The sequence below is a fragment of the Mycobacterium sp. ACS4331 genome (assembly GCF_001667265.1).
GTDB lineage: Bacteria > Actinomycetota > Actinomycetes > Mycobacteriales > Mycobacteriaceae > Mycobacterium.
Genome location: NZ_LZHW01000054.1, coordinates 1 through 26331 on the forward strand (window position 1 = coordinate 1; position 26331 = coordinate 26331).

Sequence of the window (26331 nt, forward strand, 5' to 3'; positions counted from 1 at the left end):
CGCCATGAAACTAACTGTAACCCGGGTTCACACGTTCCTTGAAATCGGGTCCGGGGTGTCGGGGCATTGGTGACCAAAGTCCCACCCAGGTCGCCCCAAACCCACGTTTGGGCCGCGAAAACGGCCCAATTCTGCGCCCAAACGTTCGTTTGGGCGCAGAAAGAGGTCAGAGCGTCAGGCCCGGGTACAGCGGGTTGGCGGCCAGCAGTTCGGCGCTGGCGGCGTGCACGCGGTCGGCGGTGCCGTCGGCCAGCGTGTACTTGGCCTTGGAGGGGCCGTTCGAGGCCGCGGTGGGCTGCGTGTTGGACAGCACCTCGACCACGAGTTCCGCGACGCGGTCGAAGTCGTCGGCGCCGAAGCCCCGCGTGGTAAGCGCCGGGGTGCCGAACCGGATGCCGGACGTGTACCAGGCGCCGTTGGGGTCGTTCGGGATGGCGTTGCGGTTGGTGACGATGCCTGCGTCCAGCAGCGCGGACTCGGCCTGCCGGCCGGTCAGGCCGAACGACGTCACGTCCAGCAGCACCAGGTGGTTGTCGGTGCCGCCGGTGACCAGCTGGCCCCCGCGCTTGAGGAAGCCTTCGGCCAGCGCCTTGGCGTTGTCGGCGACGGCCTGCGCATAGTCCCGGAACGCGGGCTGGCGCGCCTCCGCCAGCGCGACGGCCTTGGCGGCCATGACGTGCGACAGCGGGCCGCCGAGCACCATCGGGCAGCCCTTGTCGACCGCGGGTGCGTACTCCTCGGTGGCCAACACCAGACCACCGCGCGGACCGCGCAGCGACTTGTGCGTCGTCGTGGTCGTGACGTGGGCGTGCGGCACCGGATCCTCGTCGCCCGTGAAGACCTTGCCGGCCACCAGACCCGCGAAGTGCGCCATGTCGACCATCAGCGTCGCGCCGACCTCGTCGGCGATCTCGCGCATCTTGGCGAAGTTGATCCGGCGCGGGTAGGCCGAGTAGCCGGCGACGAGCACCAGCGGCTTGAACTCCCGGGCGGCCGCTGCCACGACGTCGTAGTCGATCAGGCCGGTCAACGGGTCGGTCCCGTACTGGCGCTGGTGGAACATCTTGCCGGAGATGTTGGGCCGGAAGCCGTGCGTGAGGTGGCCGCCGGTGTCCAGCGACATGCCCAGCAGTCGCTGGTTTCCGAGCTTGGCGCGCAGCTTCTCCCAGTCCGCCTCGGACAGGTCGTTGACGTGCTTGGCGCCCAGTTCGGCCAGGCCCGGCGCCTCGACGCGGGTGGCCAGGATCGCCCAGTAGGCGACCAGGTTGGCGTCGATACCCGAGTGCGGCTGCGCATAGGCGTACGGCGCACCGAACAGTTCCCGCGCGTGCTCGGCGGCCAGCGCCTCGACGGTGTCGACGTTCTGGCAGGCGGCGTAGAACCGGTGTCCCACGGTGCCCTCGGCGTACTTGTCGGAGAACCAGGTGCCCATCGTCAGCAGCACCGCCGGCGAGGCGTAGTTCTCGCTGGCGATCAGCTTGAGCGAATCGCGCTGATCGGCCAGCTCCTTGCGGGTCGCCGCGGCAACCCGCGGTTCCACGGACTCGATGACCTCCAGCGCGGCTCGGTAGGCCGCGCTCGCCGTCTCGGCGTACTCGGCGCCGGGGGCTGCGGAGGAGGCGGTCGCGGTGGAGTCTGCAGTCATGCCTGTCAGCCTAATCCGCGAGCCTGGCAGGCCAAACTCCGCGTTCGTCCTGTCCTGCCGTCAGGCGGCGGCCCGCAGCGACGATGGGATCAGCGGTTCGTCGAGGAGACGGCCGAACCGCTCGGTCAGGCTCTGTCCGGCCGGCCGATTGTCCAGCCACGGCCGCAGCAGGCGGTAGCCCTCGACGTAGGTGCTGGTGTACGCGCGCCACAGCGGCGACGACAGGAATCGCATCATCTGCCGGGCCCTGGTGTCGTCCACCAGCAGCCAGCGCCGCACGAAGGCCACCACGTCGTCGACGTCGCGGTGCTCGTCGTGCAACATCAACGCCGCGTCCTGGCGCACGTCGGCCAGCGTCGCCCGGGCCGCGGAGATCGCCTGAGCACGCTCGCCGTCGAACCGCAGACCGAGGTCGGCGTAGATCTCGGCGGCCCAGCCGCCCCATTCCGGACCGATCGCGGCATACAGCGCGAGGTCGGCCAGTCCCTCGGCCATGAGGCACTGCGGGGTGTTGACCAGAAAGATCGTCTGTTCCTGCTGACCGAGCCCCTCGACCAGGCCGGCCTCCTTGCGGCAGTGCTCGGTGTGATGACCCGGGTAGGACTCGTGGGCCACCAGCGACGGCAGGTTCGACATCTGCTGGCGCAGGTCGGCGTTGACGGCGACGGTCGAGCGGTAGTCGCCCTGGTAGTAGTTGAACCCCGACCAGGGCTTGTCGGTGACGATCTCGTAGACCACGGTCTCGGCCTCGGGCAGCGGGAACTCCGCACGGACCCGATCCCGCAGTGCGCTGGAGAACGCCTCGATGCACTCGCCGAGGCGCTCGGGCGGGATCTCGTCGTTGCGACGGTCGGCCTCCATGCGCTCGGCCAGCGGCCCCGCGCCGCCGAGCACCTCGTCGAGCCGGGCGTGGGCCTCGCGGTAGCGGTCCTCGTCGCCCCTGCTGATCTCCACGTCGAAATAGTCGCGGACCTCGTCGACGAAGCCGACGTCCTCGCCGGCGAACTTGCGTCCCGCACATGCCAATGCGCGCAGATGCGCACCCACATACGCCGCGCGGGTCTCGTCGAATCCGTCCTGACGTGGGACGTCCGGCAGCGCGTCGAGCAGGCGCTGGGCCTGTCTGGTCAGCTCGGCGGGGGCGGGTGCGGCCTCGTCGGCGACGATGCGACGCAGCGCCGCATCACCGGTGAACGAGTCGACGTAGCCCTCTTCGATGCGATCGAACCGCAGTCCCAGCAGGAGGTACTCGCGGATCAGCGTGGCGGGTTCCATGACGTTCAACGCTACCCACACGGCGACCGCGCAGCGCGTGCTGTAAGACTGAACGCCATGTCGCGGCTGAGCGAGCCGAGCCCGTATGTGGAGTTCGACCGAACGCAATGGCGGGCGCTGCGTATGTCCACGCCGCTGAAGCTGACCGAGGAAGAGGTCGTCGGGCTGCGCGGCCTCGGTGAGCAGCTGGATCTGCTCGAGGTCGAAGAGGTCTATCTGCCGCTCGCGCGGTTGATCCACCTGCAGGTCGCCGCGCGCCAGCGCCTGTTCGCGGCCACCGCGGAGTTCCTCGGCGAACCACAGCAGAATCCCGACCGCCCGATGCCGTTCATCATCGGCGTGGCCGGCAGTGTCGCGGTGGGCAAGTCGACCACCGCGCGTGTGCTGCAGGCCCTGCTGGCCCGATGGGAACCGCACCGACGGGTGGACCTGGTCACCACCGACGGATTCCTCTACCCCAACGCCGAGCTGTCCCGGCGGAACATCATGCACCGCAAGGGCTTTCCGGAAAGCTACGACCGCCGCGCCCTGATGCGCTTCGTCACCACGGTGAAGTCGGGTGCCGAAGTGGCCTGCGCGCCGGTGTACTCGCACCTGATCTACGACATCGTGCCGGGCGAGATGCACACGGTGCGCCACCCCGACATCCTCATCCTGGAGGGCCTCAACGTCCTGCAGACCGGCCCGACGCTGATGGTCTCGGATCTGTTCGACTTCTCGGTCTACGTCGACGCCCGCATCGAGGACATCGAGCAGTGGTACATCTCGCGGTTCCTGTCGATGCGGGCCGGCGCGTTCGCCGATCCGCAGTCGCACTTCCACAGCTACGCCACGCTGACCGACGAGCAGGCCGTGTTCGCCGCGCGCGACATCTGGCATTCGATCAACCGCCCCAACCTGATCGAGAACATCCTGCCGACCCGTCCGCGCGCGACTCTGGTGCTGCGCAAGGACTCCAATCACTCGATCAACCGCCTCCGCCTGCGCAAACTCTGAAGCGACCTGCGCCCAGCGCCGGTCAGACTGCAGAAATCGCAGAAACCGGTGCGGGGGTGCAGCGCCGTAACCTCTTGCGGCGGCACACCCCGCACCGGGCGGAGGGAGTCACGCCAGACGGCGCACTCCGATGTACTGCAGCACCGCGAAGAACGCGGTGTAGGCCGCCGACGCCAGCGCCACCGCGACGCCCACCCCGGTCAGCGGTGCCAGTCCCTCGACCACGACCAGGACCGCGCCCACGGTGCAGACGAGGTTCGCGATGATCACCCCGATACCCGCGGTGCGCAGTTCACGCAGGCCGGCGAGGGCGTAGACCACCACTCCGTAGAGCACCAGTGCCGCGCCGACGACGTAGGCGACTGTCGACGTCAGCCCGGTCAGGTTCGCGAGGGGACCGGCGAACGCCGCCACCGCCAGCCCGCAGACGCCGGTCAGGGTGGCGTCCAGTCGCAGGGCCAAGCGCAGCAGGGAGTCGGTCTGGTCCGGGGTGGTCCTGGCAGTGGTGGCAGTCATGGCGATCTCCTGTGATCGTGGGTTGCTTACAGGAGAAATGCTGCTCAGCGGCCACTGCCAGATCGACCCCCGGCACTGCCAACCACTGCCAGATCACTCACTGAAGGCGGGCGCCCGCAGGTCCGCCGCGATCACCCGGGCCGCGGCGTTCTGCCAGTTGTGCAGCGAGCGCTGCGGCACCTCGGTGACCATCCACTGCCACGCCTGCCGCGCGACGGGATCCAGACCCGCCGCCGTCGCGTTCTGGGCGTACGCGCGCACCCCGACGACGTACGGGAAGTACAGCGAGTTGTAGTACCGCCACTCCTCGGTGGTGCCGAAGTCCCGGCCGTCGCGCGGTTTGAGTGCGGCGATCCGGTCGGCGAGCACGGCCTTGAGTTCGTTGGCGCGCTCGAGCGGCTGGTCGGGTGCGCCGCGGGCGGCCAGGCGCTCACCGATCTCCGGCAGCGCGGTCAACGGGCTGGCCACCAGCTTGCTCAGATCTCCGTAGTGGCCGAGGGCCCGGCGCGTCAGGCGCACGAAGGTGTCGTCGTCGAGGCCGGCGAGGGGGCTCTCGGAGCGCAGGGGCAGCGCGGCCTCGGTGCGGCGCAGCGCCGCCCGGTCGGCCCGCAGCGCGGGCGACCTCGAGAACGCCAACCGGTCCAGCATTCCGGCCAGCGGATCGGCCAGCACGTTGATGGCGATCGCGACGGCCAGGCTCGTGAACAGCAGCACGGTCACCACAGTGCGCCCGTCCTCGGGGATCACCGCGAGGCTCAGCAGCGCCTGACTGCCGAAGAGTGCGGCCACCAGGATCGTGCCGACGAACGAGCGCAGCATGTCCGCCCGCAGCGCCTGCCCCTCGTCGAATGCGTCCCACACCGCCACCGCGACGCCGAGCAGCAGCACGTCGAATCCGGTGGACGCCAGCGCGATCCAACTGGGAACGAGTCCCAGCGGAATCACCAGAATCGCGTTGGCCAGCGCGAAGAACAGCGTCGCGATGACGACGACACCCACCACCGAACCCGGGCGCGGCCGGTGCCGAACCGCGATGACCATGGCCGCCAAAGCGGCGGCCGAGATCGCGATGAACATCAGCCAGTGTCCGGCCCGCAGCGGCCCCTCGACCCCGCCAGCCCAGGCCGCACCGGCCAGCGCCGCGAACGCGACCACCGCCAGCGCAGCACCCTGGCCCATTCGGCTGCGCCAGCGCTCACCCGAGCGCGCCAGCTCGAGAAGCACCGCAGACCACGCGATGCCCGGCAGCGCCACGAGGTGGATCTCGATCCGGCCCAGCAGTTCGGCGTGGTGGTCGGCGGTGAGCCGGATCGCGTCGAGGGCCACGACGAGCGCGAAGCTGCACAGTCCCGCGGCCGCGAGCACCAGCACGGGTTTGCGCGGATTGCGCGCCAGGAGGTACAGACCCAGCCACCAACTCAGCGTGAACACCACCGCCGAGAGCGCAGCCATGGGGTCAGATCCCGAACCGTCGATGTCGTGCGCTGTAGTCGCGCAGGGCACGCAGGAAGTCCACCCGCCGGAACTCCGGCCAGTGCGCCTCGGTGAACCACATCTCCGAGTACGCGCTCTGCCACAGCAGGAACCCCGACAGCCGCTGCTCCCCCGACGTCCGGATCACCAGATCGGGATCGGGTTGGCCGGAGGTGTAGAGGTTCTCCGAGATCCCCTCGACCGAGACCGCGTCGATCAGCTGCTCGGCCGTCGCACCGTTGGCCAGTTCCTTCGACAGCAGCGCGCGTACGGCGTCGACGATCTCCTGCCGGCCGCCGTAGCCGACCGCGACGTTGACGTGGAACGCCCCGGCGGAGTCCTCCGACGGCGTGGACTCAACGGCCTGCCGCAGCCTGCGGGCCGTCTCCTCACCGAGCAGTTCGAGGTCTCCGACGGTGCGCACACTCCACTTGTTGGCCGGCGCGCAGATCTCCTCGACCACTTCGGTGATGATCTCGATCAGGGCCGCCAGTTCGTCGGGATCGCGGCGCAGGTTCTCTGTCGACAACAGGTAGACGGTGGTCATCTCGATTCCCGCGGCCTGACACCAGCGCAGCATCTCGGCGATCTTGGCCGCACCCATCCGGTAGCCGACGCTGACGTCGTCGTACCCCGCATCCCGTGCCCAGCGCCGGTTTCCGTCGCACAGCACGGCGATGTGGCGGGGCAGCTGTGAGCGGGATCGCGTCAGGTCGTGGCGCAGCCGCATCTCATAGAGCCGATAGATGGGCTCTTTGAGTCGCGGGGGAATGATGTCCACAACAATGGAGACTACTGTGATGCGGGGTGAACCCCGAACGATCCGAGCAGTACCAGCGGACCACGGAGAACAGCCGATGAGTGCCCCCACAAGTGGCAAGCGCGAGATCACCCAGATCGACCTCGCCGAAGCCGAAGACTTCCCGCAGGCCGTCGTCGATGGTGTGGCCGAATTCCTCGGCAAGCCACGCGCCCGCGGCTGGATTCACGTCTACTCCGCCATTGTGGCGTTCATCGCAGGCGCCGCACTGGTTTCGGTGTCGTGGTCACTCGAATCGACGCGCGCCGGCCTGGCCACCCTGCTCTACACCTTCACGATCGTGGCGATGTTCGCCGTCAGCGGCACCTACCACCGGGTGAACTGGCGTTCGGCGACCGCGCGCAAATGGATGAAGCGTCTCGACCACTCGATGATCTTCATCTTCATCGCCGGCAGCTACACGCCCTTCGCGCTGCTGGCACTGCCGTCACGCAGCGGCATGGTGCTGTTCTGGATCGTGTGGGGCGGCGCCATCGCGGGCGTGCTGCTCAAGATGTTCTGGCCGTCGGCGCCCCGCTGGCTCGGGGTGCCGCTCTACATCCTGCTGGGCTGGGTCGCGGCCTGGTTCATCGGCCCGATCATGAACGGCGCGGGAGTGGCCGCGGTCGTGCTGCTGATCGTCGGCGGCGCGCTCTACAGCATCGGCGGCGTGCTGTACGCGCTCAAATGGCCGAACCCGTGGCCCACCACGTTCGGCCATCACGAGTTCTTCCACGCCTGCACCGCGGTCGCGGCGATCTGCCACTACATCGCGATGTGGTTCGCGGTCTTCTAGACGCGGATGTTGCCGACCGTCACAGCTGCGTGACGTCGGCCGGACTCCAATACGCCTTCATCGACGTGATCAGACCCTCGCTGTTGAACGTCATCACCTCGATGGGCTCGATGCGCATCGTGCCGCCCACCGTGATCGCGAACTGGAACGCGGCCTCGCTGCCACCCGGGCGGAAGCTGTGCAGTTCTGTCTTGAGCTCGACCCCGGCCAGATTCTTGTAGAAACCCGCGATGGCCTGTCGGCCGATGTGCACTTCACCGCAACCCACCGGGTCCTCGACGGTGGCGTCCTCGGCGTACAGCGCCGCGACGTCATCGGGCGTACCGCTGACCACGGTGTCGAGATAGCGGTTCACGAAGGCTTTCAGGGCATCCGGCTCAAAACTCATGTGCGGCACGCTACACGGGCACCTTCAGTGCGACAGCCAGATCCCCGACGTCCGTGACGGGCAGATCGCACACCGTGCCGCGGCACACATAAGCCGCGTCCGCGCCGTCGACGCGATCACGGCTGATCAGCAGCGGCGAGGAGTCGACGGCTCCCCCGACGACGACGGTGCCGCCCGGCGCCAGCCTGCGGGCCTGGGCGAGCAACGCCGAGTCGGGGCCGTCACAGGCCACCGCAATCTGCAGGGGGCCACGCACCGCGGCTTCGGCCACCGCCAGCCAGTGCCCGGCTGACCGGGCCGCGCGCGCCAGCACCGGGGTGTGCGCGAGCAGGGTCTGTGCGGCCGCCTCGGCATATGTCGAGGCCCGGTCGACATCGACGAGATGCGCTGCGGTCAAGAGGGCCTCGGCGATCGTGGACGCTCCCGACGGAGTGGCGCCGTCGATCGGGTCGGCCGGGCGAACCATCAACTGCTCGGCGTCGTCGGCCGTGTCGAACCAGCGACCCGGCCGGGCCGGATCGGTGAAGTGCGCCAGCGCGGTGTCGATCAGCGCGGTGGCCGCCGTGACCCATTCGGCCGCACCGGTCAATTGATGCAGCGTCAGCAGGCCGGTGGCCAGGGTGGCGTAGTCCTCGAGGATGGCGGCACTGTCGCCGACCCGGCCACCGAGGCTGGCCCGGCGCAATCTTCCGTCGACCACATGGAGGTCCAACAGTGCACGCGCACAACGGATTGCGGCATCCAGGAGATCAGGTCGCTCCAATGCCACGCTGGCCTCGCCGAGGGCGGTGATCGCCAGGCCGTTCCACGTCGCGATCACCTTGTCGTCGCGGCCGGGCTGAATCCGCTGCGCCCGCTCGGACAGCAGGGCGGCGCTGACCCGGCGCAACCGCTCTGGGTCATCCGGATCGGACAGCAGTTGCAGCACCGAAGTGCCGTGCTCGAACGTGCCAGCAGCGGTGACTTCGAAAACCTCTGCGGCCCAGAGTCCGTCGTCATCGCCGAGAACGTCGCGCAGCTGCTCCGGCGTCCACACATACGTGGAACCCTCGACGCCGTCGGCGTCGGCGTCCAGCGATGAGATGAACATGTCGCCTGCCGACAGGTCACGCAGCAGGAAGTCGGCGGTCTGCCCCGTCACCCGCACGGCCAACGGGTCGCCGGTACGCCGTGCCCAGTGCGCGTACGCCCGCAGCAGCAGCGCGTTGTCGTACAGCATCTTCTCGAAATGCGGTACCACCCAGTCGTTGTCGACGCTGTAGCGGGCGAAGCCCCCGGCCAACTGGTCGTAGATGCCCCCACGTGCCATCGCCGAACCCGTGCGCGCCACCGCCGCCAGCACCTCGGTGGATCCGGTGCGCTCGTAGTTGCGCAGCAGCCCCTCCAGCAGGGCCGAAGGCGGAAACTTGGGCGCGCCGCCGAAGCCGCCCCGGACGGTGTCCTCCTCGCGCAGCACCACAGCCACGGCGTGGTCGCACAGCTCGGCCGAGACGGGCACCCCGCCGTCGGGCAGGCCGGAGGCCATCCTGCGCAACTCAGCGGTGATGTGGTCCGAGGCCTGTTCGACTTCGTCACGCCTGCCCCGCCAGGTGTCCTCGACGGCCGCGAGGAGCTGCAGGAACTGGGGCTTGGGGTAGTACGTCCCGCAGAAGAAGGGACGCCCATCCGGCGTCAGGAAACACGTCATCGGCCAACCGCCCTGACCGGTCAGCGCGACGGTCGCGTTCATGTAGACCGCATCCAGATCCGGGCGTTCCTCACGGTCCACCTTGATGCACACGAATCCGGCGTTCATCGCCGCCGCAACCTCGTCGTCCTCGAACGACTCATGCGCCATCACGTGACACCAATGGCAGGCCGCGTACCCGATCGACAACAGGATCGGGACATCGCGGCGCGCGGCCTCGGCCAACGCCTCCGGCGTCCACTCCCACCAGTGCACCGGATTGTCCGCGTGCTGGCGCAGGTAGGGGCTCGTGGCCTCACCCAGACGGTTGACCACCGGTCTCCCGTGAAGTCGAGGTGGGGTTCGGATCGTCGGGTCCGACGGTGGTGCCCTCATCGACCGCCTGGTCGGGTTCGGGATGCTCCGGGTCGAACGATTCCGGCAGGTTCTTCAGGTGCCGGTTCATCGACCACACCAGCCCGAAGGTGCCGACCAGCAGGAGCACCACGATCAGCAGGCCGACGGGGCTGGCCTTGCCGAAGTCCGGGCCGGTGTTGCGCGGCCCCTCCTCGGCGAGCACGGTCAATCCGACAAGCAGCAGTTCGTTCATCGTTCGATTCCCGCGAAGAGGTCTGTTTCGGGCAACGACACCGGCACCCGGGAGCGTGCCAGTTCGAACTCCTCGGTGGGCCACAACCGCTGCTGCCACTCGATCGGCGCGGTGAAGAAGTCGCCGGTGGGATCGATCTGCGTGGCATGGGCCCGCAGCGCGTCGTCACGTCGCTCGAAATACGCCGAGCACTCCACCCGGGTCGTCACGCGGTCCGCGAAGATGTCATGGTCGGGATCCCAATTCTGCAGCCATTTCTCGAATGGTCCGGTGCGACCGTGCTTGGCGAACTCGTCCTGCAGCATCTGCATCCGCTGCCGCAGGAATCCGTGGTTGTAGTACAGCTTCGACACGGCCCACGGACGCCCCGCGTCCGGGAAGCGCCGGTGGTCGGCGGCCGCCTCGTAGGCCGCGACCGACACCTCATGGCATCGAATGTGATCGGGATGGGGGTAGCCGCCGTTCTCGTCGTAGGTCGTCATCACGTGCGGACGGAACTCCCTGATGAGCCGCACCAGACGCTCGACCGGTTCGTCGAGCGGGACCAGCGCGAAGCATCCCTCGGGCAGCGGCGGCGGCGGGTCACCCTCGGGAAGGCCCGAGTCCACGAACCCCAGCCAGGTGTGCTCCACACCCAGGATCTCGGCCGCCCTGGCCATCTCGTCGCGACGGATCTCGGCGATGCGACCGTGCACGTCAGGCAGGTCCATGGCGGGATTGAGAATGCTCCCGCGCTCCCCGCCCGTCAGCGACACGACCATCACGCGGTGCCCCTCGTCGACATAACGGGCAGTCGTCGCCGCACCCTTGCTGGACTCGTCGTCCGGGTGGGCGTGCACCGCCATCAGCCGCAGTTGGGTCACCGTGCGCCTTCGCTCGCTCGTAGTCGTCGTCGCCCCGTGCGGGGCAGGCCTTATTCTCAAGTACCCGCCGCAATCTTTTCATCCCGACGAATGTGGCCCCACACCCGATCCCCCACCAGAGACGCGCACCACACACTATGACCGACACCTCCAACACCGACGCCACGCCGGCGCGACCCGAGTCCCGCTACGGGAAACCGCAGCGCGGGCCCAGCCGCATGGTCATCGCCGCGCTGACGGTGCTGGTCATCGCGATCGGGATCGTGGTCGCGACCGTCGCCTATCAGCGCTGGGGCAGCGGGGACGTCAAGGGGGAGCTCGCCAGTTATCGCCTGATCGACGATCAGACCGTGGAGGTGACGGTCAGCGTGACGCGTGCCGACCCGTCGCAACCCGTCGTGTGCATCGTGCGCGGGCGGTCCAAGGACGGCAGCGAAACGGGCAGGCGCGAGCTTCTCGTTCCCCCGTCCACCGAGTCGACGGTGCAGGTGACGGGCCTGGTCAAGACCTCGAAGCCACCCGTGGTCGGTGACGTCTACGGGTGCGGCGCCGATGTGCCCGGCTACCTCGTGGAGGAACCCCGCGGGTGACCGTCAGGCCAACCCAGGGGTGCACAATCATGACGGCCGGTTAACGATCCAGTGGTATGATTCACACATACACGGTTCCTGCTGGGGCCGTGTATTGCTTCTTAGCGCGAAACGCCGCGGCACCGAGATGCAATACGACGCGGACTCCGCGTGCCCCGGCAGCAGCCCCACAGGCCCAGACTGCCGAGCGCAGATCACAGCGCAAGCCGAACAACGAGGGAGCGCGAACGACATGACTGACACCCAGGTGACCTGGCTGACCCAGGAGTCCTATGACCGGCTCAAGGCCGAACTGGACCAACTGATTGCCAACCGTCCCGTCATCGCCGCGGAGATCAACGACCGCCGCGAGGAGGGCGACCTGCGGGAGAACGGTGGCTACCACGCCGCGCGCGAGGAGCAGGGGCAGCAGGAGGCCCGTATCCGTCAACTGCAGGAGCTGCTGAACAACGCCAAGGTGGGCGAGGCCCCCAAGCAGTCCGGTGTGGCACTGCCCGGTTCGGTGGTGACGGTCTACTACGACGGTGACAAGTCGGACACCGAGACGTTCCTCATCGGCACCCGCGAGCAGGGCGTCAACGGCGGCAACCTCGAGGTCTACTCCCCCAACTCTCCGCTGGGCGGCGCACTGCTCGACGCGAAGGTGGGCGACACCCGCAGCTACACGGTCCCCAACGGCAGCACCGTTGAGGTGACCCTGGTCTCGGCCGAGCCCTACCAGGGCTGACGTCGTCTCCTGGCTCTTCACAACTGCGCGGATCTGTCTGGAACTCAGACGGATCCGCGCAGTTGTCTTCTGGTCAGGACTCCAGCGCCTGCTGCAGATCGCCGATGAGGTCGGTGACGTCCTCGATGCCCACCGACAGCCGCACCAGATCCGCAGGCACCTCCAACTGCGAACCCGCGGTCGACGCGTGCGTCATGGCGCCGGGATGCTCGATCAACGACTCCACGCCGCCCAAAGATTCAGCGAGAATGAAAATGTCGGTCTTCGAGCACAATTGGCGCGCAGCCTCGATTCCGCCCCGCATGCGGACCGAGATCATGCCGCCGAATCCGCTCATCTGACGGGCGGCGACGTCATGGCCCGGGTGGTGCGGCAGGCCCGGGTACAGAACCTGACTCACGGCCGGATGGCCGTCGAGGAACTCGGCCACGGCGGCCGCGTTCTCCGAATGCCGCTGCATCCGGACCACCAGGGTTTTGAGCCCGCGCATGGTCAGATACGCGTCGAACGGACCCGGCACGGCGCCGGCGCCGTTCTGCAGGAACGCGAACGCGGTGTCGAGTTCCTCGTCATCGGTCACCAGCGCGCCGCCCACCACATCGGAGTGCCCGCCGATGTACTTCGTGGTCGAGTGCAGGACGATGTCGGCGCCCAGCGACAACGGCTGCTGCAGTGCGGGTGAGGCAAAGGTGTTGTCCACCAACACCTTGACCCCGCGCTCGGTGCCGATCGCCGAAATCGCCTCGATGTCCGCGATGGACAGCAGCGGGTTGGTCGGCGTCTCGACCCAGATCAACCTGGTGTTGTCCGTCAGCGCGGCCCGCACCGCGTCGACGTCCGACAGCGCCACCGGGGTGTGGGTCACGCCCCACTGACTGAACACCTTGTCGATGAGGCGGAAGGTCCCGCCGTAGGCATCGTCGGGGATCACGATGTGGTCGCCGGGGCGCAGCAGCGCGCGCAGTGCGCAGTCGGTTGCGGCCATGCCCGATCCGAACGCGCGCCCGAATGTTCCGCCCTCGACGGCGGCCAGCGACGCCTCCAGGGCAGCGCGGGTGGGGTTTCCGGTCCGGGCGTACTCGAAGCCGCCGCGCAGGCCGCCCACGCCGTCCTGGGCGAACGTCGAGCTGGCGTAGATCGGGGCGTTGACCGCGCCGGTTGCGGGATCGGGTCGGTAACCGGCATGGATCGCGCGGGTGGCCAGACCCTGCCAGGAGTGCGCATCGGCACGGCTTCGTTGCTCGCTCATTCGCAAAGCCTATCGGGCCGGCAGACCCGCCCTCTGCACCACGAAGTCCTTGGCCAGCTGGTCATGCCAGCCCTTGAGCCGGCCGGTGCCGTCGAACAGCGGAGACAGATAGATGACCAGCGCCGCGATCGGCAGCACCCAGTTCGCGAGGGCTGGGAACAGCACGCGCAGCAGCGATCTGCCGAGTCCGATCGGTTGCGCGCTGACCTCGTCCACGACGACGATGCTCATCGCCATCTTCCCGGGCGTCGCGCCCCGGTATGCGATGAACAGCCACTCGTAGAGGACGCCGAGCACGAATGCGAAGGCGATCGACAGCAGCAGCATCGCGATCCCGCCCGCCGTCGGTTCACGGGATGTGGCTCCCCACGCATCGACGGTGTCGTGCGAGCTGGCGATCAGCGCCGCCACGCCGGCTCCGACGATCACGGCGATGGCCAGCACGGTGATGACGCCGTCGATGAGTCTGGCCGCGAACCGCTGCCCGAACGATGCGACCGGCACGGTGCCCACCCCCGGAAAGAACACCACTCCGCGCGGCGGAGGCGGGTATCCGTAAGGCTGCTGACCGTACGACGGGTAGCCATAGGCCGCTGCCGCTCCGTATCCGGGCGGTGGCGGGGAGTTGTAGGGCCACGGCGGGGGCTGCGTCACGACAACGTCCTCTCTCGCGAAAGACCGGCACGCACACCGTACCCGCGGTCGCTCGCCGACCTCGGATCGACGTGAATTCGGTTCGGAGTGAAGCGATTCTTGAGCGCCATTCCCAATGACGTCGAGTCGTCAAACGAATGGTGCGAGCTTCAAAGTCAGCCTGCCCACCGAATGGCTCAACAAAACGATTGGGGCGGCACCGAAGTGCCGCCCCAATCATCACCACTTCCGTCTCAGGGGGTGGCTGGCGCGACGTCCGCGCCACTGAGCTTGCGGAACGCGTAGATCTCGAACAGCAGCGCCAGCGGAGCCGCCACCAGAAGACCGACACCGCACAGCAGGAGACCGACCAGAACGATCACGAAGCTCACCAACCACACCAGGAATGCCTGCCCGAAGTTGTTCTTCACCAGGTTGAAGCTCGCCTTGATGGCGTCGACCGGCGTCAGATTGCGGTCCAGCAGGGCGACGGTCGAGAAGAACAGGAACAGGCTGGCGATCAGGCCCGGCAGGAAGCACAGCGCGAAGCCGATGCCCGTGATGAGTCCGACGATCAGGCCCAGCACGATGTAGGCGCCGATTCGGCGCGGCTTGAAGAACGACCCGAAGGTCACCGGCACACCGTTGGCGATGTCCAGGGCCCCGCCGATGTAGGCCGAGCCGATCGCGGCGGCCACCACGGTGACCACCAGATAACCGAGGATCAGCACGAACACGCCGGCCGGGCTGTACTCGACGCCGGTCGCGAACATGAAGCCGGAGTCGAATTCGTCATAGGAGGTCACCCGGTCCGGCGACACCGCCGTGGCGACGGCCTGGAAGATGCTTGAGATCAGGCTCACCGCGACCGTGAGCACCAGTGTTGCGACGATCAGCGGGCCGGCGTTCTTGCTGAACTTGTTCCACGCCCAACTGAACGCATCACCGACGCTGAACGCAGTCCCCGGTCCGCCGTAGCCGACCGGTGGCGGCGGGGCGTATCCGCCCTGCGCGGGCGGAGGCGGCGGGTAGCCGCCCTGCGGAGGCGGCGGGTAGCCACCCTGCGGAGGCGACGGGTAACCACCCTGCGGAGGCGACGGGTAGCCACCCTGCGGAGGCGGTGGGTAGCCACCCTGCGGGGGCGGCGGGAACGCTGCGGGCCCACCCGGCGGAGGCGGCGGGTAGTCCCCGGGCGGCGGAGTACTGCCGGACGGCGGTGGCGGGTTCTCGGTCATGTTCGCCTTCTACGGTGGAATGCTGCTGATTGCGCGGCGAACACTACCGGAGATGCATAACAAAACGGTGAAATACGCCCACCGAGATCTGTCCGCGGATTTCGCCGGATCAGCGGTGCGTATTACCTTCCGACAGGAATCCCAACAGGTCGCTGCGGGTGATGACACCGACCGGTTTTCCGTCCTCGACCACCATCACGGCATCGCATTCACGCAGTGCCTTGGCTGCCGAACTCGCCGGCTCCCCAGCACCGATCAACGGCATCGCCGGGCTCATGTGCTGAGACACCGCATCCGCGAGGTGGGCGCGCCCCTCGAAGACGGCCGAGAGCAGTTCGCGCTCGGATACGCTGCCGGCCACCTCACCTGCCATGACCGGTGGCTCGGCACCGACCACGGGCATCTGCGAGACGCCGTACTCCTGCAGGATTCCGATCGCATCACGGATCGTCTCGGACGGATGGGTGTGCACCAGGTCAGGCAGTGACCCGGACTTGCCGCGCAGCACGTCTCCGACCGTCGGCTCGCTGGTCGACCCGTCGAGCCGGCTCCGCAGGAATCCGTAGGACGACATCCACGAGTCGTTGAAGATCTTCGACAGGTAGCCGCGCCCACCGTCCGGCAGCAGCACCACCACCAACGCATCCGGCCCGGCCTTGACCGCCACCTCGATGGCCGCCACGACCGCCATCCCGCACGATCCCCCGACCAGCAGACCCTCTTCACGGGCCAGCCGGCGAGTCATCTCGAACGAATCGGCGTCGGACACCGCGATGATCTCGTCGGGGATGCTCGGGTCGTAGGCGCTGGGCCAGAAGTCCTCGCCGACGCCCTCGACCAGGTAGGGCCGCCCGGTCCCGCCGGAGTACACCGAGCCCTCGGGGTCGGCGCCGATCACCTTGACCGCGCCGTTGGAGACCTCCTTGAGGTAACGCCCCGCACCGGTGATGGTGCCGCCCGTGCCGACGCCGGCGACGAAGTGCGTCACCTTGCCGTCGGTGTCCGCCCAGATCTCGGGCCCCGTTGTCTCATAATGACTTTCGGGCCCGTTCGGGTTGGAGTACTGATCGGGTTTCCAGGCGCCCTCGATCTCGGTGACGAGTCGGTTGGAGACGCTGTAGTAGCTGTCGGGATGGTCCGGCGGCACCGCCGTCGGGCACACGACCACCTCGGCGCCATAGGCGCGAAGCACGTTGCGCTTGTCCTCGCTGACCTTGTCGGGGCAGACGAAGATGCAGTGGTAGCCACGCTGCTGCGCGACGAGCGCCAGGCCCACCCCGGTGTTGCCCGACGTCGGCTCGACGATCGTGCCGCCGGGTTTGAGTTCTCCGCTGGCTTCGGCGGCGTCGATCATCTTGACCGCGATCCGGTCCTTCGAGCTGCCGCCGGGATTGAGGTATTCGATCTTGGCCACCACGGTGCCGACCCCTTCGGGCACGACCGAGTTCAGTCGAACCAGAGGAGTGTTGCCGATGAGGTCACTGATGTGCCGGGCGATCCGCATACCTCTATCTTGGCCCAGTCGGTGCGGAAGGTCAGCAGCGGTGGGTCAGCCCGTGGCCTCGCGGATGTAATCGCCGATCTGACGCAGCGAACGCTTGGCCTCGGGGATCAACGGTGCCGCCATCTGGAAGTCGTGAATCTGCCCTCGCCAGACCCGCACCTCCGTCGGCACCCCGGCCGCCGCGAGCCGACGAGCAGCCAGCCTCGCGTCATGCAGCAGGACCTCAGATCCGGACACGTGGATCAGCGTGCGGGGAAGCCCGGGTTCGATGTGGTCGAGTGGCTCGTAGACCTGCTCGGGTTCGCCGTCCACGATCCGCTTGGCCGCGGCGCGGGCCACCAGGTCGACCAGTGCGTCGAACGCGCGCGGCGGGAACATGGCGTCGGTCTTGATGTTGGGGTGGGCCTGCTTGGGCTCCTTGGCCAACTGCAGCAGTGGCGAGATCGCCACCAGCGCGGCGGGCGTCTCACCCTCGGCCTGCAGCCGCTGCGCGAGCGTCATCGCCAGGTAGCCGCCGGCCGAATCACCGGCGAGCACAATCTGGCTCGGGTCGTAGCCGCGCAGCCTCAGCCACCGGTAGGCGTCATGACAGTCGTCGACGGCCTGGCCCACCGTGTGTTTGGGGATCATTCGGTAGTTCACCACCAGCACGGGTGTGTCCGCGTACTGCGAGAGCGTGTTGGCAATCCGTCCGTGCGAGTTCACCCCGCACGTCAGGAAGGCACCGCCGTGCAGATAGAGCACGACCCTTCGATTCCCATCGGCCGGCAGCACACCCGGCGCCCGGACCAACAGCGCGGAGGCGTTCGGCAACGTGATGGTGGCTCGAACCGTGCCCGGTGTCGGTGCCAGGGTGCGGGCCAGCTGATCGACGACACCGAACGGCCACGGCAGGTGTGGGACGTAGCTGCCGATGGCCAGAGCAGGCCGAATCGTGGCGCGACAGGTGAGCGCGGCCAGCCTGGCCATCGCACTGATCGACGTCTCGACAATTTCGAGGGGCGCGCCGTCGCTGACCGGAAATTTTCTTGGTCTACGCGGCCCACCTGCACCAATATGCGTGCGAGGAGCGCCTGAGACCTTGCTTGGTGCCGTCATGTCAACACTCCCCTACGTCGGTGTAGCGGCTGTCTGACCGAGCACCACTGAACGTTGTGTTCCCGTTCAGCCAACTCGGATAACTTAGCTTGGCACTTCTTAAGGTATTAACAATCTTTTTGGTCAGATTGATACCTCATCCGAGACACCTCTGTGATCCGCAGCGAACGGCGCACGCCGTCAGCAACCAGATATCCGCCGCCGCGTGCTTAGACTGGGATCCGTGGGCTCACGCGCTTCGCGTCTGACACTCGCCGCGGTCCTGGCCTCCACCGGTGTGGGGGTCGGTGTGGTCAGCGCGCGCAATCTCCTGACCGGTCAGGCCGCCGCGGCCCGCGAGGTGATCCCCAAGGCGTGGGACGTGCCACCGCGCGCGGACGGGGTGTACGCCCCCGGCGGCGGCTCGGTCGAGCGATGGCAGCGCGACGTTCCAGTCGACGTGCATCTGATGATCTTCGGTGATTCAACGGCCACCGGTTACGGCTGCCGCCAGGCCGACGAGGTGCCGGGTGTCCTCCTGGCCCGGGGTCTGGCCGATTCGACCGGGAAGCGGATTCGGTTGAGCACCAAGGCGATAGTGGGTGCGACGTCGAAGGGCCTGTCCGGTCAGGTTGACGCGATGTTCGTCGCCGGGCCACCCCCGGACGCCGCGGTGATCATGATCGGCGCCAACGATCTGACCGCCCTCAACGGCACTGCGGCCTCGGCGCGTCGACTCGGTGACGCCGTCAAACGCCTGCGTGCCAGCGGGGCCGTCGTCGTGGTGGGGACCTGCCCGGACTTCGGCGTCATCACCGCGATCCCGCAGCCGCTGCGGTTCGTGGCCCGCAGTCTCGGCCTGCGCCTGGCCCGGGCCCAGGCTTCCGCCGTTCGGGCGGCCGGCGGCGTGCCGGTGCCGTTCGCCGACCTCCTGGCGCCCGAGTTCCAGAAGGCGCCCGATCTGCTGTTCTCCGACGACCGGTACCACCCATCCGCGGCCGGTTACAAGATCGCGGCCCAGCAGCTGCTTCCGGCACTGCGGTACGCGTTGGGTGAGGCGGCCGGTGAGCTGCCGTGGGAGTCGCGGGGCGCCGAGAACCGGTCGCTGGGCGCCCGGTTGAGGATGCTCGCCCGGATTTGGCCGCACCGGACCACCGGGGTGCCCGCTCCGCTGGTTGTGTCGTCGGGCTAGCGTGAACCCAACCAAGCACTTGTTCAGTTGTTCCCCTCAAGGAGTCCGTCATGCCTGAAGCCGTCATCGTCGCCACTGCCCGTTCCCCCATCGGTCGCGCCGTCAAGGGCTCGTTGGCGACCATGCGTCCCGACGATCTGGCCGTCCAGATGGTCCGGGCCGCGCTGGACAAGGTGCCCGCCCTCGACCCGCGTGAGATCGACGATCTGATGATGGGCTGCGCCCAGCCCGCGGGCGAGGCGGGCTACAACATCGCCCGTTCGGTCGCGGTGCAGTTGGGTTACGACTTCCTGCCCGGCACCACCGTCAACCGCTACTGCTCGTCGTCGCTGCAGACGACCCGGATGGCGTTCCACGCCATCAAGGCCGGCGAAGGCGACGTGTTCATCTCGGCCGGCGTCGAGACGGTGTCGCGCTTCGGCGTCGGTTCCGCCGACGGCGCGCCCAACAGCAAGAACCCCATCTTCGCCGAGGCGCAGGCCCGCACCGCACGTCAGGCCGAAGGCGCCGAGGAGTGGACCGACCCGCGCGAGGCCGGTGAACTGCCCGACGTCTACATCGCGATGGGCCAGACCGCCGAGAACGTCGCCCTGTACTCCGGCATCACCCGCGAGGAGCAGGACCGTTGGGGTGTGCGCAGCCAGAACCGCGCCGAAGAGGCGATCAAGAGCGGGTTCTTCGAGCGTGAGATCTCGCCCGTGACCCTGCCCGACGGCACCGTGGTCACCACCGACGACGGTCCGCGTGCGGGCACGACGTACGAAGGCCTCTCGGGTCTCAAGCCGGTGTTCCGCCCCAACGGCACCGTGACCGCGGGCAACGCCTGCCCGCTCAACGACGGCGCCGCGGCCGTGGTGATCATGAGCGACACCAAGGCCAAGGAACTCGGCCTGACCCCGCTGGCCCGCATCGTCTCCACGGGCGTGTCGGGGCTGTCGCCGGAGATCATGGGCCTCGGCCCGATCGAGGCCATCAAGAAGGCCCTGGGCAACGCCAAGATGGCGCTCTCGGACGTCGACCTCTACGAGATCAACGAGGCGTTCGCGGTGCAGGTCCTGGGTTCGGCCCGCGCGCTGGGCATGGACGAGGACCGCCTCAACGTCTCCGGCGGTGCGATCGCGCTGGGCCATCCGTTCGGCATGACCGGCGCGCGCATCACGGCCACGCTGCTGAACAACCTGACCACGCATGACAAGTCGCTGGGCATCGAGTCGATGTGCGTCGGCGGCGGGCAGGGTATGGCGATGGTGCTGGAGCGCCTCTCCTGAGTCGCTGATTCCCGCCGAGACTGCGGTGAGTGCGATCATCCGGCTTCGCTTTCGCACTCACCGCAGCCTCGCTGTCGCTGGGGGTGCGAAATCTGGGGACCTTCGCATGGTCGGCAGTCTCGGCGAAAAGGGCGAAAAGCAGAAGGCCCGGTGCGTGCTCGCACCGGGCCTTCTGACGAAAGATCGCTAGTCGCTCTGGAAGTAGCTGAGCAGTCGCAGGATCTCGATGTAGAGCCAGACCAGGGTGACGGTCAGGCCCAGGGCGATACCCCAGGCGGCCTTCTCCGGCGCGCCCGCGCGGATCATCTGGTCGGCCGCGTCGAAGTCCAGCAGGAAGCTGAATGCCGCGAGGCCGATGCAGACCAGCGAGAAGACGATCGCCAGCATGCCGCCGTCACGCAGGCCCAGGCCCGCGCCACCGTTGACGTTGAACAGCGACAACACGAGGTTGCCGAGCATGAGCACCAGCACACCGATCATGCCCGCGACGAGCATGCGGGTGAACTTCGGCGTCACCCGGATCGCCCCGGTCTTGTAGACCACGAGCATGCCGAAGAACACGCCGATGGTGCCGAGGATGGCCTGGCCGATCAGCGCGCCCGCTCCGGCGCCCTGAATGTTGAAGGTCAGCAGGAACGAGATCGACCCGAGGAACAGGCCCTCGAGCGCCGCGTAGCTCAGCACGATCGCGGGGTTGTCCTGCTTGCGCCCGAAGGTCGCGATCATGACGAGTGCGAACCCGCCGAGACCGCCGATCGCGGCGAACGGCAGCGCGAGGCCGTTGTTGCCGGCGACCAGGAAATAGGAGACGACCGCCACCGCGGACAGCACGGCGAGCGTGATGCCTGTCTTGGTGACGACGTCATCGATCGTCAGCGGCCGGGAGACCCCGCGCTGCTCCTCGATGTAGGGCTCGTAGCCCTGGTGTACCTGCGCCGCTGCGGCGCCGGCGGCACCGGAGCCGAATGTCGCGTATCCGCCCTGCTGCTTCGGCAGCGAGCGGAATACCGGATTGCTGGTTTCCCGCACCGTCGGTTCCTTCCTGTGAGGTACCTGAAAGTCTTGCATGAACAGAGGGTCAACGAACAGCCCGCCTGCCCAGGTTCCCGATTCGGGGAGAATTTTCCGCGGCGCCTGAGGGGCACTGTCCCGGGCGGCCCCCTAGATACTAGGATGTCCAACTAATATCGGGCACCCTTCTGAGCTGACAGGAATGACACGCGTGACCGCTGACTCCGACGAGATCCTGACCCGCGTCGACAACGGCGTCGGCGTCCTGACGCTGAACCGGCCCAAGGCCATCAACTCGCTCAACCAGACGATGATCGATGTGCTCGCCGAACGCCTGCGCGAGTGGGCCGACGACGACGCCATCCGCACCGTGGTCGTCGACGGTGCGGGCGAACGCGGCCTGTGCGCGGGCGGCGACGTGGTGGCGCTCTATCACAGCGCACGCGCCGACGGCAGCGCCGCGCGGAAGTTCTGGTTCGACGAGTACCGGGTCAACGCCCTGATCGGCAGCTACCCCAAGCCGTACGTCGCGCTGATGGACGGCATCGTGATGGGCGGCGGCGTCGGCATCGGTTCACACGGCAGCGTCCGCGTCGTCACCGACACCACCAAGATGGCGATGCCCGAGGTCGGCATCGGCTTCATCCCCGACGTCGGCGGCACGGATCTGCTGGCGCGCGCGGGCGCACTGGGCCTGCATGCCGCGCTGACCGGTTCGCCGTTCTCCGGGGCCGACGCGATCGCGCTGGGCTTCGCCGATCATTTCGTGCCGCACGACCGGCTGGCCGACTTCACGGCCGAGATCATCGCGACCGACGTCGACACCGCGCTCGGCAAGTACGCGCAGGAACCACCCGCGAGCACCCTGGCGGCGCAACGGCATTGGATCGAGGAGTGCTATCAGGCCGCCACAGTCGCCGACATCGTCGCCGCCCTCCGCGGGCACGACGACGCGGCGGCCAGGGACGCCGCCGAGGTGATCGCCGGCCGGTCCCCCATCGCGCTGGCGGTGACGTTGGAATCAGTCCGTCGCGCAGCGCAGTTGAGCACGCTGGAAGACATCCTGGTCCAGGAGTATCGAGTGAGTTGTGCGAGCCTGCGCAGCCATGACTTCGTCGAGGGCATCCGCGCCCAACTCGTCGACAAGGACCGCAACCCCACGTGGGACCCGTCGTCGCTGGAGCAGGTCAGACCAGCAGACGTCGACGCCTACTTCACCCCCGCCGATCCCGACCTCACCTTCTAGAAGGAGACGCCCCATGGCCACCTGGGAGACCATCATCGTCGAACGCGAAGAGCGCGTCGGCCTCATCACGTTGAACCGCCCCAAGGCGCTCAACGCGCTCAACAGCCAGGTGATGAACGAAGTCACCGCCGCGGCAGCGGAATTCGACAACGACCCGGGCATCGGCGCCATCGTCCTCACCGGCAGCGAGAAGGCCTTCGCCGCGGGCGCCGACATCAAAGAGATGGCCGACCTGTCCTTCGCCGACGTGTTCAGCAGCGACTTCTTCGCCAAGTGGGGCGAATTCGCGGCCGTGCGCACCCCGACGGTCGCCGCGGTCGCGGGTTACGCCCTGGGCGGCGGATGCGAACTGGCGATGATGTGTGACGTGCTGATCGCCGCCGACACCGCGAAATTCGGACAGCCCGAGATCAAACTCGGTGTGCTGCCGGGGATGGGCGGCAGCCAGCGACTGACCCGCGCGATCGGCAAGGCCAAGGCCATGGACCTGATCCTCACCGGCCGCAACATGGATGCCGAGGAGGCCGAGCGGGCCGGTCTGGTCAGCCGCGTCGTCCCCGCCGCTGACCTGCTCACCGAGGCCAAGGCCGTGGCGGCCACCATCTCGCAGATGTCGCTGTCGGCCGCGCGGATGGCCAAGGAGGCCGTCGACCGTGCCTTCGAAACGACTCTGACCGAAGGCCTGCTCTACGAACGCCGCCTCTTCCATTCGGCGTTCGCCACCGACGACCAGACCGAGGGGATGCAGGCCTTCACCGAGAAGCGCCCACCGAATTTCACGCACCGCTAAGGTGCTGGGGTGACTGACACCACCCCGACCGACGAGAAGCCCGAAGAACCGGCGCCCCAGGATGAACCGGCGCCGGCTCCGGTCGACACCCAGACCGAGGCGCGAGTCGATGCGCCGGCCGACGGACCCTGGTGGGCCAGGCACTACACGTTCTTCGGCACGGCCGTCGGGCTGATCTTCGTCTTCCTGTCGCTGACCCCGTCGCTGCTCCCCCGCGGTCCGCTGTTCCAGGGTCTGGTCAGTGGCGCCGCGGGCGCCGTCGGTTATCTGATCGGCGTCTTCGCGGTCTGGCTGGTGCGTTACCTGCGCGGAAAGGACTCCAGCCCAAGGGCTCCCGGCTGGGCATGGCTGACTCTGCTGGTCGTCGGCATCGTCGGCATGGTCGGAATGCAGTTCTACTTCCACAGGTGGCAGGACGCGGTCCGCGACCTCATGGGGGTACCGCGACTGCAGTGGTTCAACTACCCGCAGGCCGCGATCATCGCGGTCGTCGTGCTGTTCATCTTCGTCAAGATCGGCCAACTGGTCCGCAGGCTGGTGCTGTTCCTGGTCGGCCAACTCGAACGCGTTGCGCCTCCCAGGGTGTCGGGGGTCGTCGCGGTCGGCCTCGTGCTCGCACTGTTCGTCGCCCTGCTCAACGGTGTCGTGGTGCGGGTCGGCATGGACTGGCTGAACAAGACCTTCGCGGCGGTGAACGACGAGGACTCTCCCGACATCACCGCGCCCACCACGACGCTGCGTTCCGGTGGGCCGGAGTCGTTGGTGGACTGGGCCTCCCTGGGGCACCAGGGCCGCATCTTCGTCGCCGGCGGGCCCAGCGTCGAACAACTCACCGAGTTCAACGGGGCTCCGGCAACCGAACCGATCCGCGCGTACGCGGGCATGGGGTCGGCCGACAACATCCGGGAGACGGCCGAGATGGCCGCGCGGGAACTGCTGCGCACCGACGGGCTGTCCCGCAAGGTCGTCGCGGTCGCCACGACCACCGGCACCGGCTGGATCAACGAGGCCGAGGCATCGGCGCTGGAGTACATGTACAACGGCGACACCGCGATCGTGTCGATGCAGTACTCGTTCCTGCCGAGTTGGCTGTCGTTCCTGGTCGACAAGGAGAACGCCCGGCAGGCCGGGCAGGCCCTCTTCGAGGCAGTCGACGCCATGATCCGCACGCTGCCCGAGGGCAAGCGGCCCAAGCTCGTGGTCTTCGGCGAGAGCCTGGGCTCGTTCGGCGGCGAGGCGCCGTTCCTGAGCCTGAACAATCTGGTCGCGCGCACCGATGGCGCCCTGTTCTCCGGCCCGACGTTCAACAACACCATCTGGACCGACCTCACCGCCAACCGCGACGAGGGCTCGCCGATGTGGCTGCCCATCTACGACAACGGGGAGAACGTGCGGTTCGTGGCACGTCCCGAGGACCTCACCCGTCCCGCCAAGCCGTGGAGCCAGCCCCGCGTCGTCTACCTCCAGCACGCCTCCGATCCGATCGCGTGGTGGACACCGGATCTGCTGTTCCGGGAACCGGATTGGCTGCGGGAACCGCGCGGTTACGACGTCAGCCCGCAGATGGACTGGATACCCGTGGTGACGTTCCTGCAGGTGTCGGCGGACATGGCGGTCGCGGTCGATGTGCCCGACGGCCACGGGCACCGGTACGTCCGCGATGTGGTCAACGGCTGGGCGCAGGTGCTGGAACCGCCGGGGTGGACCGCGGAGAAGACCGAGCGGCTACGCCCGCTGATGCACGCCGACGGCTGACAGCCGGTCGAGCACGCCGGCGGCCGCGAGCGCGTGGTAGCCGCCGGCGACATCGGTGGCCCGGTGCAGGCCCAGGTCCTGCAGCGCGGCGGCTGCGAGGCTCGAGGTGTAGCCCTCCGAGCACACCACGACCCACTCGACGTCGTCGTCCACGGCTTCGGTGATGCGGGCATCGCTGGTGGGGTCACAGCGCCACTCCAGCACGTTGCGCTCGATCACCAGCGCGGCGGGCACCGAACCCTCGGCGGCCCGCTGGGCGGCCGGTCGGATGTCCACCAGGACTGCTCCGCGCTCCACGGCGCCCGGAACGTCGGATGCCGACAGACGATTCAGGCGCGCCCGCGCGGCCTCCAGGATCGAGTCGATTCGGCTCATGTGTTCCCCTCGGGCTGATCGGTCAGCTCGGTGCGCACGCGCTTGAGGCGACCCTTGCCGGTGACCTCGTAGTAGGACATCGCGGTCAGCGGCGGCGAGTACGCGTGCACACTCAGCGTCGACTGGCGTGGCGCGGACTGCACGACGGTGGGCGCCCACACCACGTCGTGGACCCAGCCCAGCGGGAACGCGGCCTGGTCACCGGCGTCGAGCCGGCGCCGACGCAACTCCTCACCGTCCCAACGGAATTCGTTGAGCGCACCGGAGAGCACGGTCAGCGCGCCCAGCGAGCCTGCATGGTCGTGGAGTTCGGTCGGATGCCCCGGTGCCCAACTGATCAGCCAGACGTCGAGGTCGTCGTCGCCGTGCAGGCGGACGTACCAGCGGTCATCGACGGGAACGCCGCCGGGCGGCAGCAGATGGTCGTAGACGCCGTCGAGGAAGTCGGCGGCGGCGCGGTCAGTCGCGTGCAGGAGGTCCGGCAGGCGCAGGCGGGTGGGATTGGAGACGGCGGGGGCGACGCTGGAGGAGACGACAGCGTGCGACGCCGCAGGGGCGGTCATGACAAGTACTCCTGAAAGAGACGGGAAAAGGGAAGCCGGCGGTCAACGGACCGGACAACACTCCCGGGTCTCTTCGTACTGCGTCATGC

The 26331-nt window shown here is 68.1% G+C and carries 26 protein-coding genes; 9 read left to right on the plus strand and 17 right to left on the minus strand.

Going from position 1 to position 26331, the window contains the following annotated elements:
• Window positions 1-166 precede the first annotated feature (166 nt).
• Together A5727_RS12895 and A5727_RS12900 are read right to left on the minus strand one after the other, a co-directional pair.
• On the minus strand, window positions 167-1645 hold the full coding sequence (locus A5727_RS12895; RefSeq protein ID WP_068249629.1) for a glycine hydroxymethyltransferase: 1479 nt from the start codon (window positions 1643-1645) through the stop codon (window positions 167-169).
• A gap of 60 nt (window positions 1646-1705) precedes the next feature.
• The gene (locus A5727_RS12900) at window positions 1706-2920 is read right to left on the minus strand and encodes a DUF885 domain-containing protein (protein ID WP_068249631.1); all 1215 of its coding nucleotides are present in this window, start codon (window positions 2918-2920) and stop codon (window positions 1706-1708) included.
• 57 nt (window positions 2921-2977) lie between these two features.
• Here A5727_RS12900 and coaA point away from each other — a divergent pair, with 57 nt between their 5' ends.
• Window positions 2978-3916: a type I pantothenate kinase gene (gene coaA, locus A5727_RS12905; protein ID WP_068249634.1), complete on the plus strand. Its 939-nt coding sequence runs from the start codon at window positions 2978-2980 to the stop codon at window positions 3914-3916.
• A gap of 108 nt (window positions 3917-4024) precedes the next feature.
• Here the strand turns inward: coaA and A5727_RS12910 are convergent, their stop codons facing one another.
• The 3 genes from A5727_RS12910 to A5727_RS12920 form a co-directional block, all read right to left on the minus strand.
• Window positions 4025-4432, minus strand: coding sequence for a hypothetical protein (locus tag A5727_RS12910; RefSeq protein WP_068249635.1), 408 nt, complete (start codon window positions 4430-4432; stop codon window positions 4025-4027).
• A 93-nt stretch (window positions 4433-4525) separates the two neighbouring features.
• The gene (locus A5727_RS12915; protein ID WP_068249638.1) at window positions 4526-5884 is read right to left on the minus strand and encodes a hypothetical protein; all 1359 of its coding nucleotides are present in this window, start codon (window positions 5882-5884) and stop codon (window positions 4526-4528) included.
• 4 nt (window positions 5885-5888) lie between these two features.
• Complete coding sequence (locus tag A5727_RS12920; protein WP_068249639.1) at window positions 5889-6686, minus strand: (2Z,6E)-farnesyl diphosphate synthase; 798 nt, start codon at window positions 6684-6686, stop codon at window positions 5889-5891.
• 76 nt (window positions 6687-6762) lie between these two features.
• On the opposite strand from A5727_RS12920, the gene trhA reads away from it, so the two are divergent.
• Complete coding sequence (trhA, locus tag A5727_RS12925) at window positions 6763-7500, plus strand: PAQR family membrane homeostasis protein TrhA (RefSeq protein ID WP_068249641.1); 738 nt, start codon at window positions 6763-6765, stop codon at window positions 7498-7500.
• Between the two features lie 19 nt (window positions 7501-7519).
• Here the strand turns inward: trhA and A5727_RS12930 are convergent, their stop codons facing one another.
• The 4 genes from A5727_RS12930 to mca are packed head-to-tail and all read right to left on the minus strand — an operon-like array spanning window position 7520 to window position 11027.
• Entirely contained in the window at window positions 7520-7888 is a 369-nt protein-coding gene (locus A5727_RS12930) for a nuclear transport factor 2 family protein (protein ID WP_068249739.1), read from the minus strand.
• A 10-nt stretch (window positions 7889-7898) separates the two neighbouring features.
• Window positions 7899-9890, minus strand: coding sequence for a thioredoxin domain-containing protein (locus A5727_RS12935; protein WP_231992060.1), 1992 nt, complete (start codon window positions 9888-9890; stop codon window positions 7899-7901).
• The gene (locus tag A5727_RS12940) at window positions 9871-10164 is read right to left on the minus strand and encodes a hypothetical protein (RefSeq protein ID WP_068249644.1); all 294 of its coding nucleotides are present in this window, start codon (window positions 10162-10164) and stop codon (window positions 9871-9873) included. Before A5727_RS12940 ends, A5727_RS12935 begins: the two co-directional genes overlap by 20 nt.
• A complete protein-coding gene (mca, locus tag A5727_RS12945) occupies window positions 10161-11027 on the minus strand; it encodes a mycothiol conjugate amidase Mca (protein ID WP_068249646.1) in 867 nt (288 codons plus the stop codon). The genes A5727_RS12940 and mca overlap by 4 nt, the downstream gene beginning before the upstream one ends.
• 137 nt (window positions 11028-11164) lie before the next feature.
• Here mca and A5727_RS12950 point away from each other — a divergent pair, with 137 nt between their 5' ends.
• Both A5727_RS12950 and greA read left to right on the plus strand, forming a co-directional pair.
• Window positions 11165-11617, plus strand: a complete 453-nt coding sequence (locus A5727_RS12950; protein WP_068249648.1) for a DUF4307 domain-containing protein — start codon at window positions 11165-11167, stop codon at window positions 11615-11617.
• Between the two features lie 232 nt (window positions 11618-11849).
• A complete protein-coding gene (gene greA, locus A5727_RS12955) occupies window positions 11850-12344 on the plus strand; it encodes a transcription elongation factor GreA (protein ID WP_068249650.1) in 495 nt (164 codons plus the stop codon).
• 73 nt (window positions 12345-12417) lie between these two features.
• Here greA and A5727_RS12960 read toward each other — a convergent pair whose 3' ends face one another.
• The 5 genes from A5727_RS12960 to A5727_RS12980 all read right to left on the minus strand — a co-directional run bounded on the left by A5727_RS12960 (window position 12418) and on the right by A5727_RS12980 (window position 18063).
• The gene (locus tag A5727_RS12960; RefSeq protein ID WP_068249652.1) at window positions 12418-13593 is read right to left on the minus strand and encodes a cystathionine gamma-synthase; all 1176 of its coding nucleotides are present in this window, start codon (window positions 13591-13593) and stop codon (window positions 12418-12420) included.
• Window positions 13594-13602: 9 nt separating this feature from the next.
• A complete protein-coding gene (locus A5727_RS12965; protein WP_197507654.1) occupies window positions 13603-14247 on the minus strand; it encodes an RDD family protein in 645 nt (214 codons plus the stop codon).
• A gap of 233 nt (window positions 14248-14480) precedes the next feature.
• Window positions 14481-15461, minus strand: a complete 981-nt coding sequence (locus A5727_RS12970) for a YciC family protein (RefSeq protein ID WP_068249657.1) — start codon at window positions 15459-15461, stop codon at window positions 14481-14483.
• 109 nt (window positions 15462-15570) lie between these two features.
• Window positions 15571-16965 (minus strand): cystathionine beta-synthase, encoded by a 1395-nt coding sequence (locus A5727_RS12975; RefSeq protein ID WP_068249660.1) that lies wholly within the window; start codon window positions 16963-16965, stop codon window positions 15571-15573.
• Between the two features lie 45 nt (window positions 16966-17010).
• Window positions 17011-18063 carry an alpha/beta hydrolase fold domain-containing protein gene (locus A5727_RS12980; RefSeq protein ID WP_068249662.1) on the minus strand — a complete coding sequence of 351 codons (1053 nt, stop codon included), beginning with the start codon at window positions 18061-18063 and terminating at the stop codon, window positions 17011-17013.
• Between the two features lie 223 nt (window positions 18064-18286).
• Here A5727_RS12980 and A5727_RS12985 point away from each other — a divergent pair, with 223 nt between their 5' ends.
• Entirely contained in the window at window positions 18287-19234 is a 948-nt protein-coding gene (locus tag A5727_RS12985) for an SGNH/GDSL hydrolase family protein (protein WP_068249664.1), read from the plus strand.
• Window positions 19235-19284: 50 nt separating this feature from the next.
• Window positions 19285-20502, plus strand: a complete 1218-nt coding sequence (locus A5727_RS12990) for an acetyl-CoA C-acetyltransferase (RefSeq protein ID WP_068249666.1) — start codon at window positions 19285-19287, stop codon at window positions 20500-20502.
• A 186-nt stretch (window positions 20503-20688) separates the two neighbouring features.
• Here A5727_RS12990 and A5727_RS12995 read toward each other — a convergent pair whose 3' ends face one another.
• Window positions 20689-21531, minus strand: a complete 843-nt coding sequence (locus A5727_RS12995) for a Bax inhibitor-1/YccA family protein (protein ID WP_068249668.1) — start codon at window positions 21529-21531, stop codon at window positions 20689-20691.
• Between the two features lie 184 nt (window positions 21532-21715).
• On the opposite strand from A5727_RS12995, the gene A5727_RS13000 reads away from it, so the two are divergent.
• The 3 genes from A5727_RS13000 to A5727_RS13010 are packed head-to-tail and all read left to right on the plus strand — an operon-like array spanning window position 21716 to window position 25304.
• A complete protein-coding gene (locus A5727_RS13000; protein WP_068249669.1) occupies window positions 21716-22759 on the plus strand; it encodes an enoyl-CoA hydratase/isomerase family protein in 1044 nt (347 codons plus the stop codon).
• A 13-nt stretch (window positions 22760-22772) separates the two neighbouring features.
• A complete protein-coding gene (locus A5727_RS13005; protein ID WP_068249670.1) occupies window positions 22773-23549 on the plus strand; it encodes an enoyl-CoA hydratase in 777 nt (258 codons plus the stop codon).
• Between the two features lie 9 nt (window positions 23550-23558).
• On the plus strand, window positions 23559-25304 hold the full coding sequence (locus A5727_RS13010) for an alpha/beta hydrolase (RefSeq protein ID WP_068249671.1): 1746 nt from the start codon (window positions 23559-23561) through the stop codon (window positions 25302-25304).
• Here A5727_RS13010 and A5727_RS13015 read toward each other — a convergent pair.
• Both A5727_RS13015 and A5727_RS13020 read right to left on the minus strand, forming a co-directional pair.
• Entirely contained in the window at window positions 25275-25679 is a 405-nt protein-coding gene (locus A5727_RS13015; protein ID WP_068249673.1) for a rhodanese-like domain-containing protein, read from the minus strand. The genes A5727_RS13010 and A5727_RS13015 overlap by 30 nt on opposite strands.
• Window positions 25676-26242: a cysteine dioxygenase gene (locus A5727_RS13020; protein ID WP_068249677.1), complete on the minus strand. Its 567-nt coding sequence runs from the start codon at window positions 26240-26242 to the stop codon at window positions 25676-25678. Before A5727_RS13020 ends, A5727_RS13015 begins: the two co-directional genes overlap by 4 nt.
• Window positions 26243-26331: the final 89 nt, after the last annotated feature.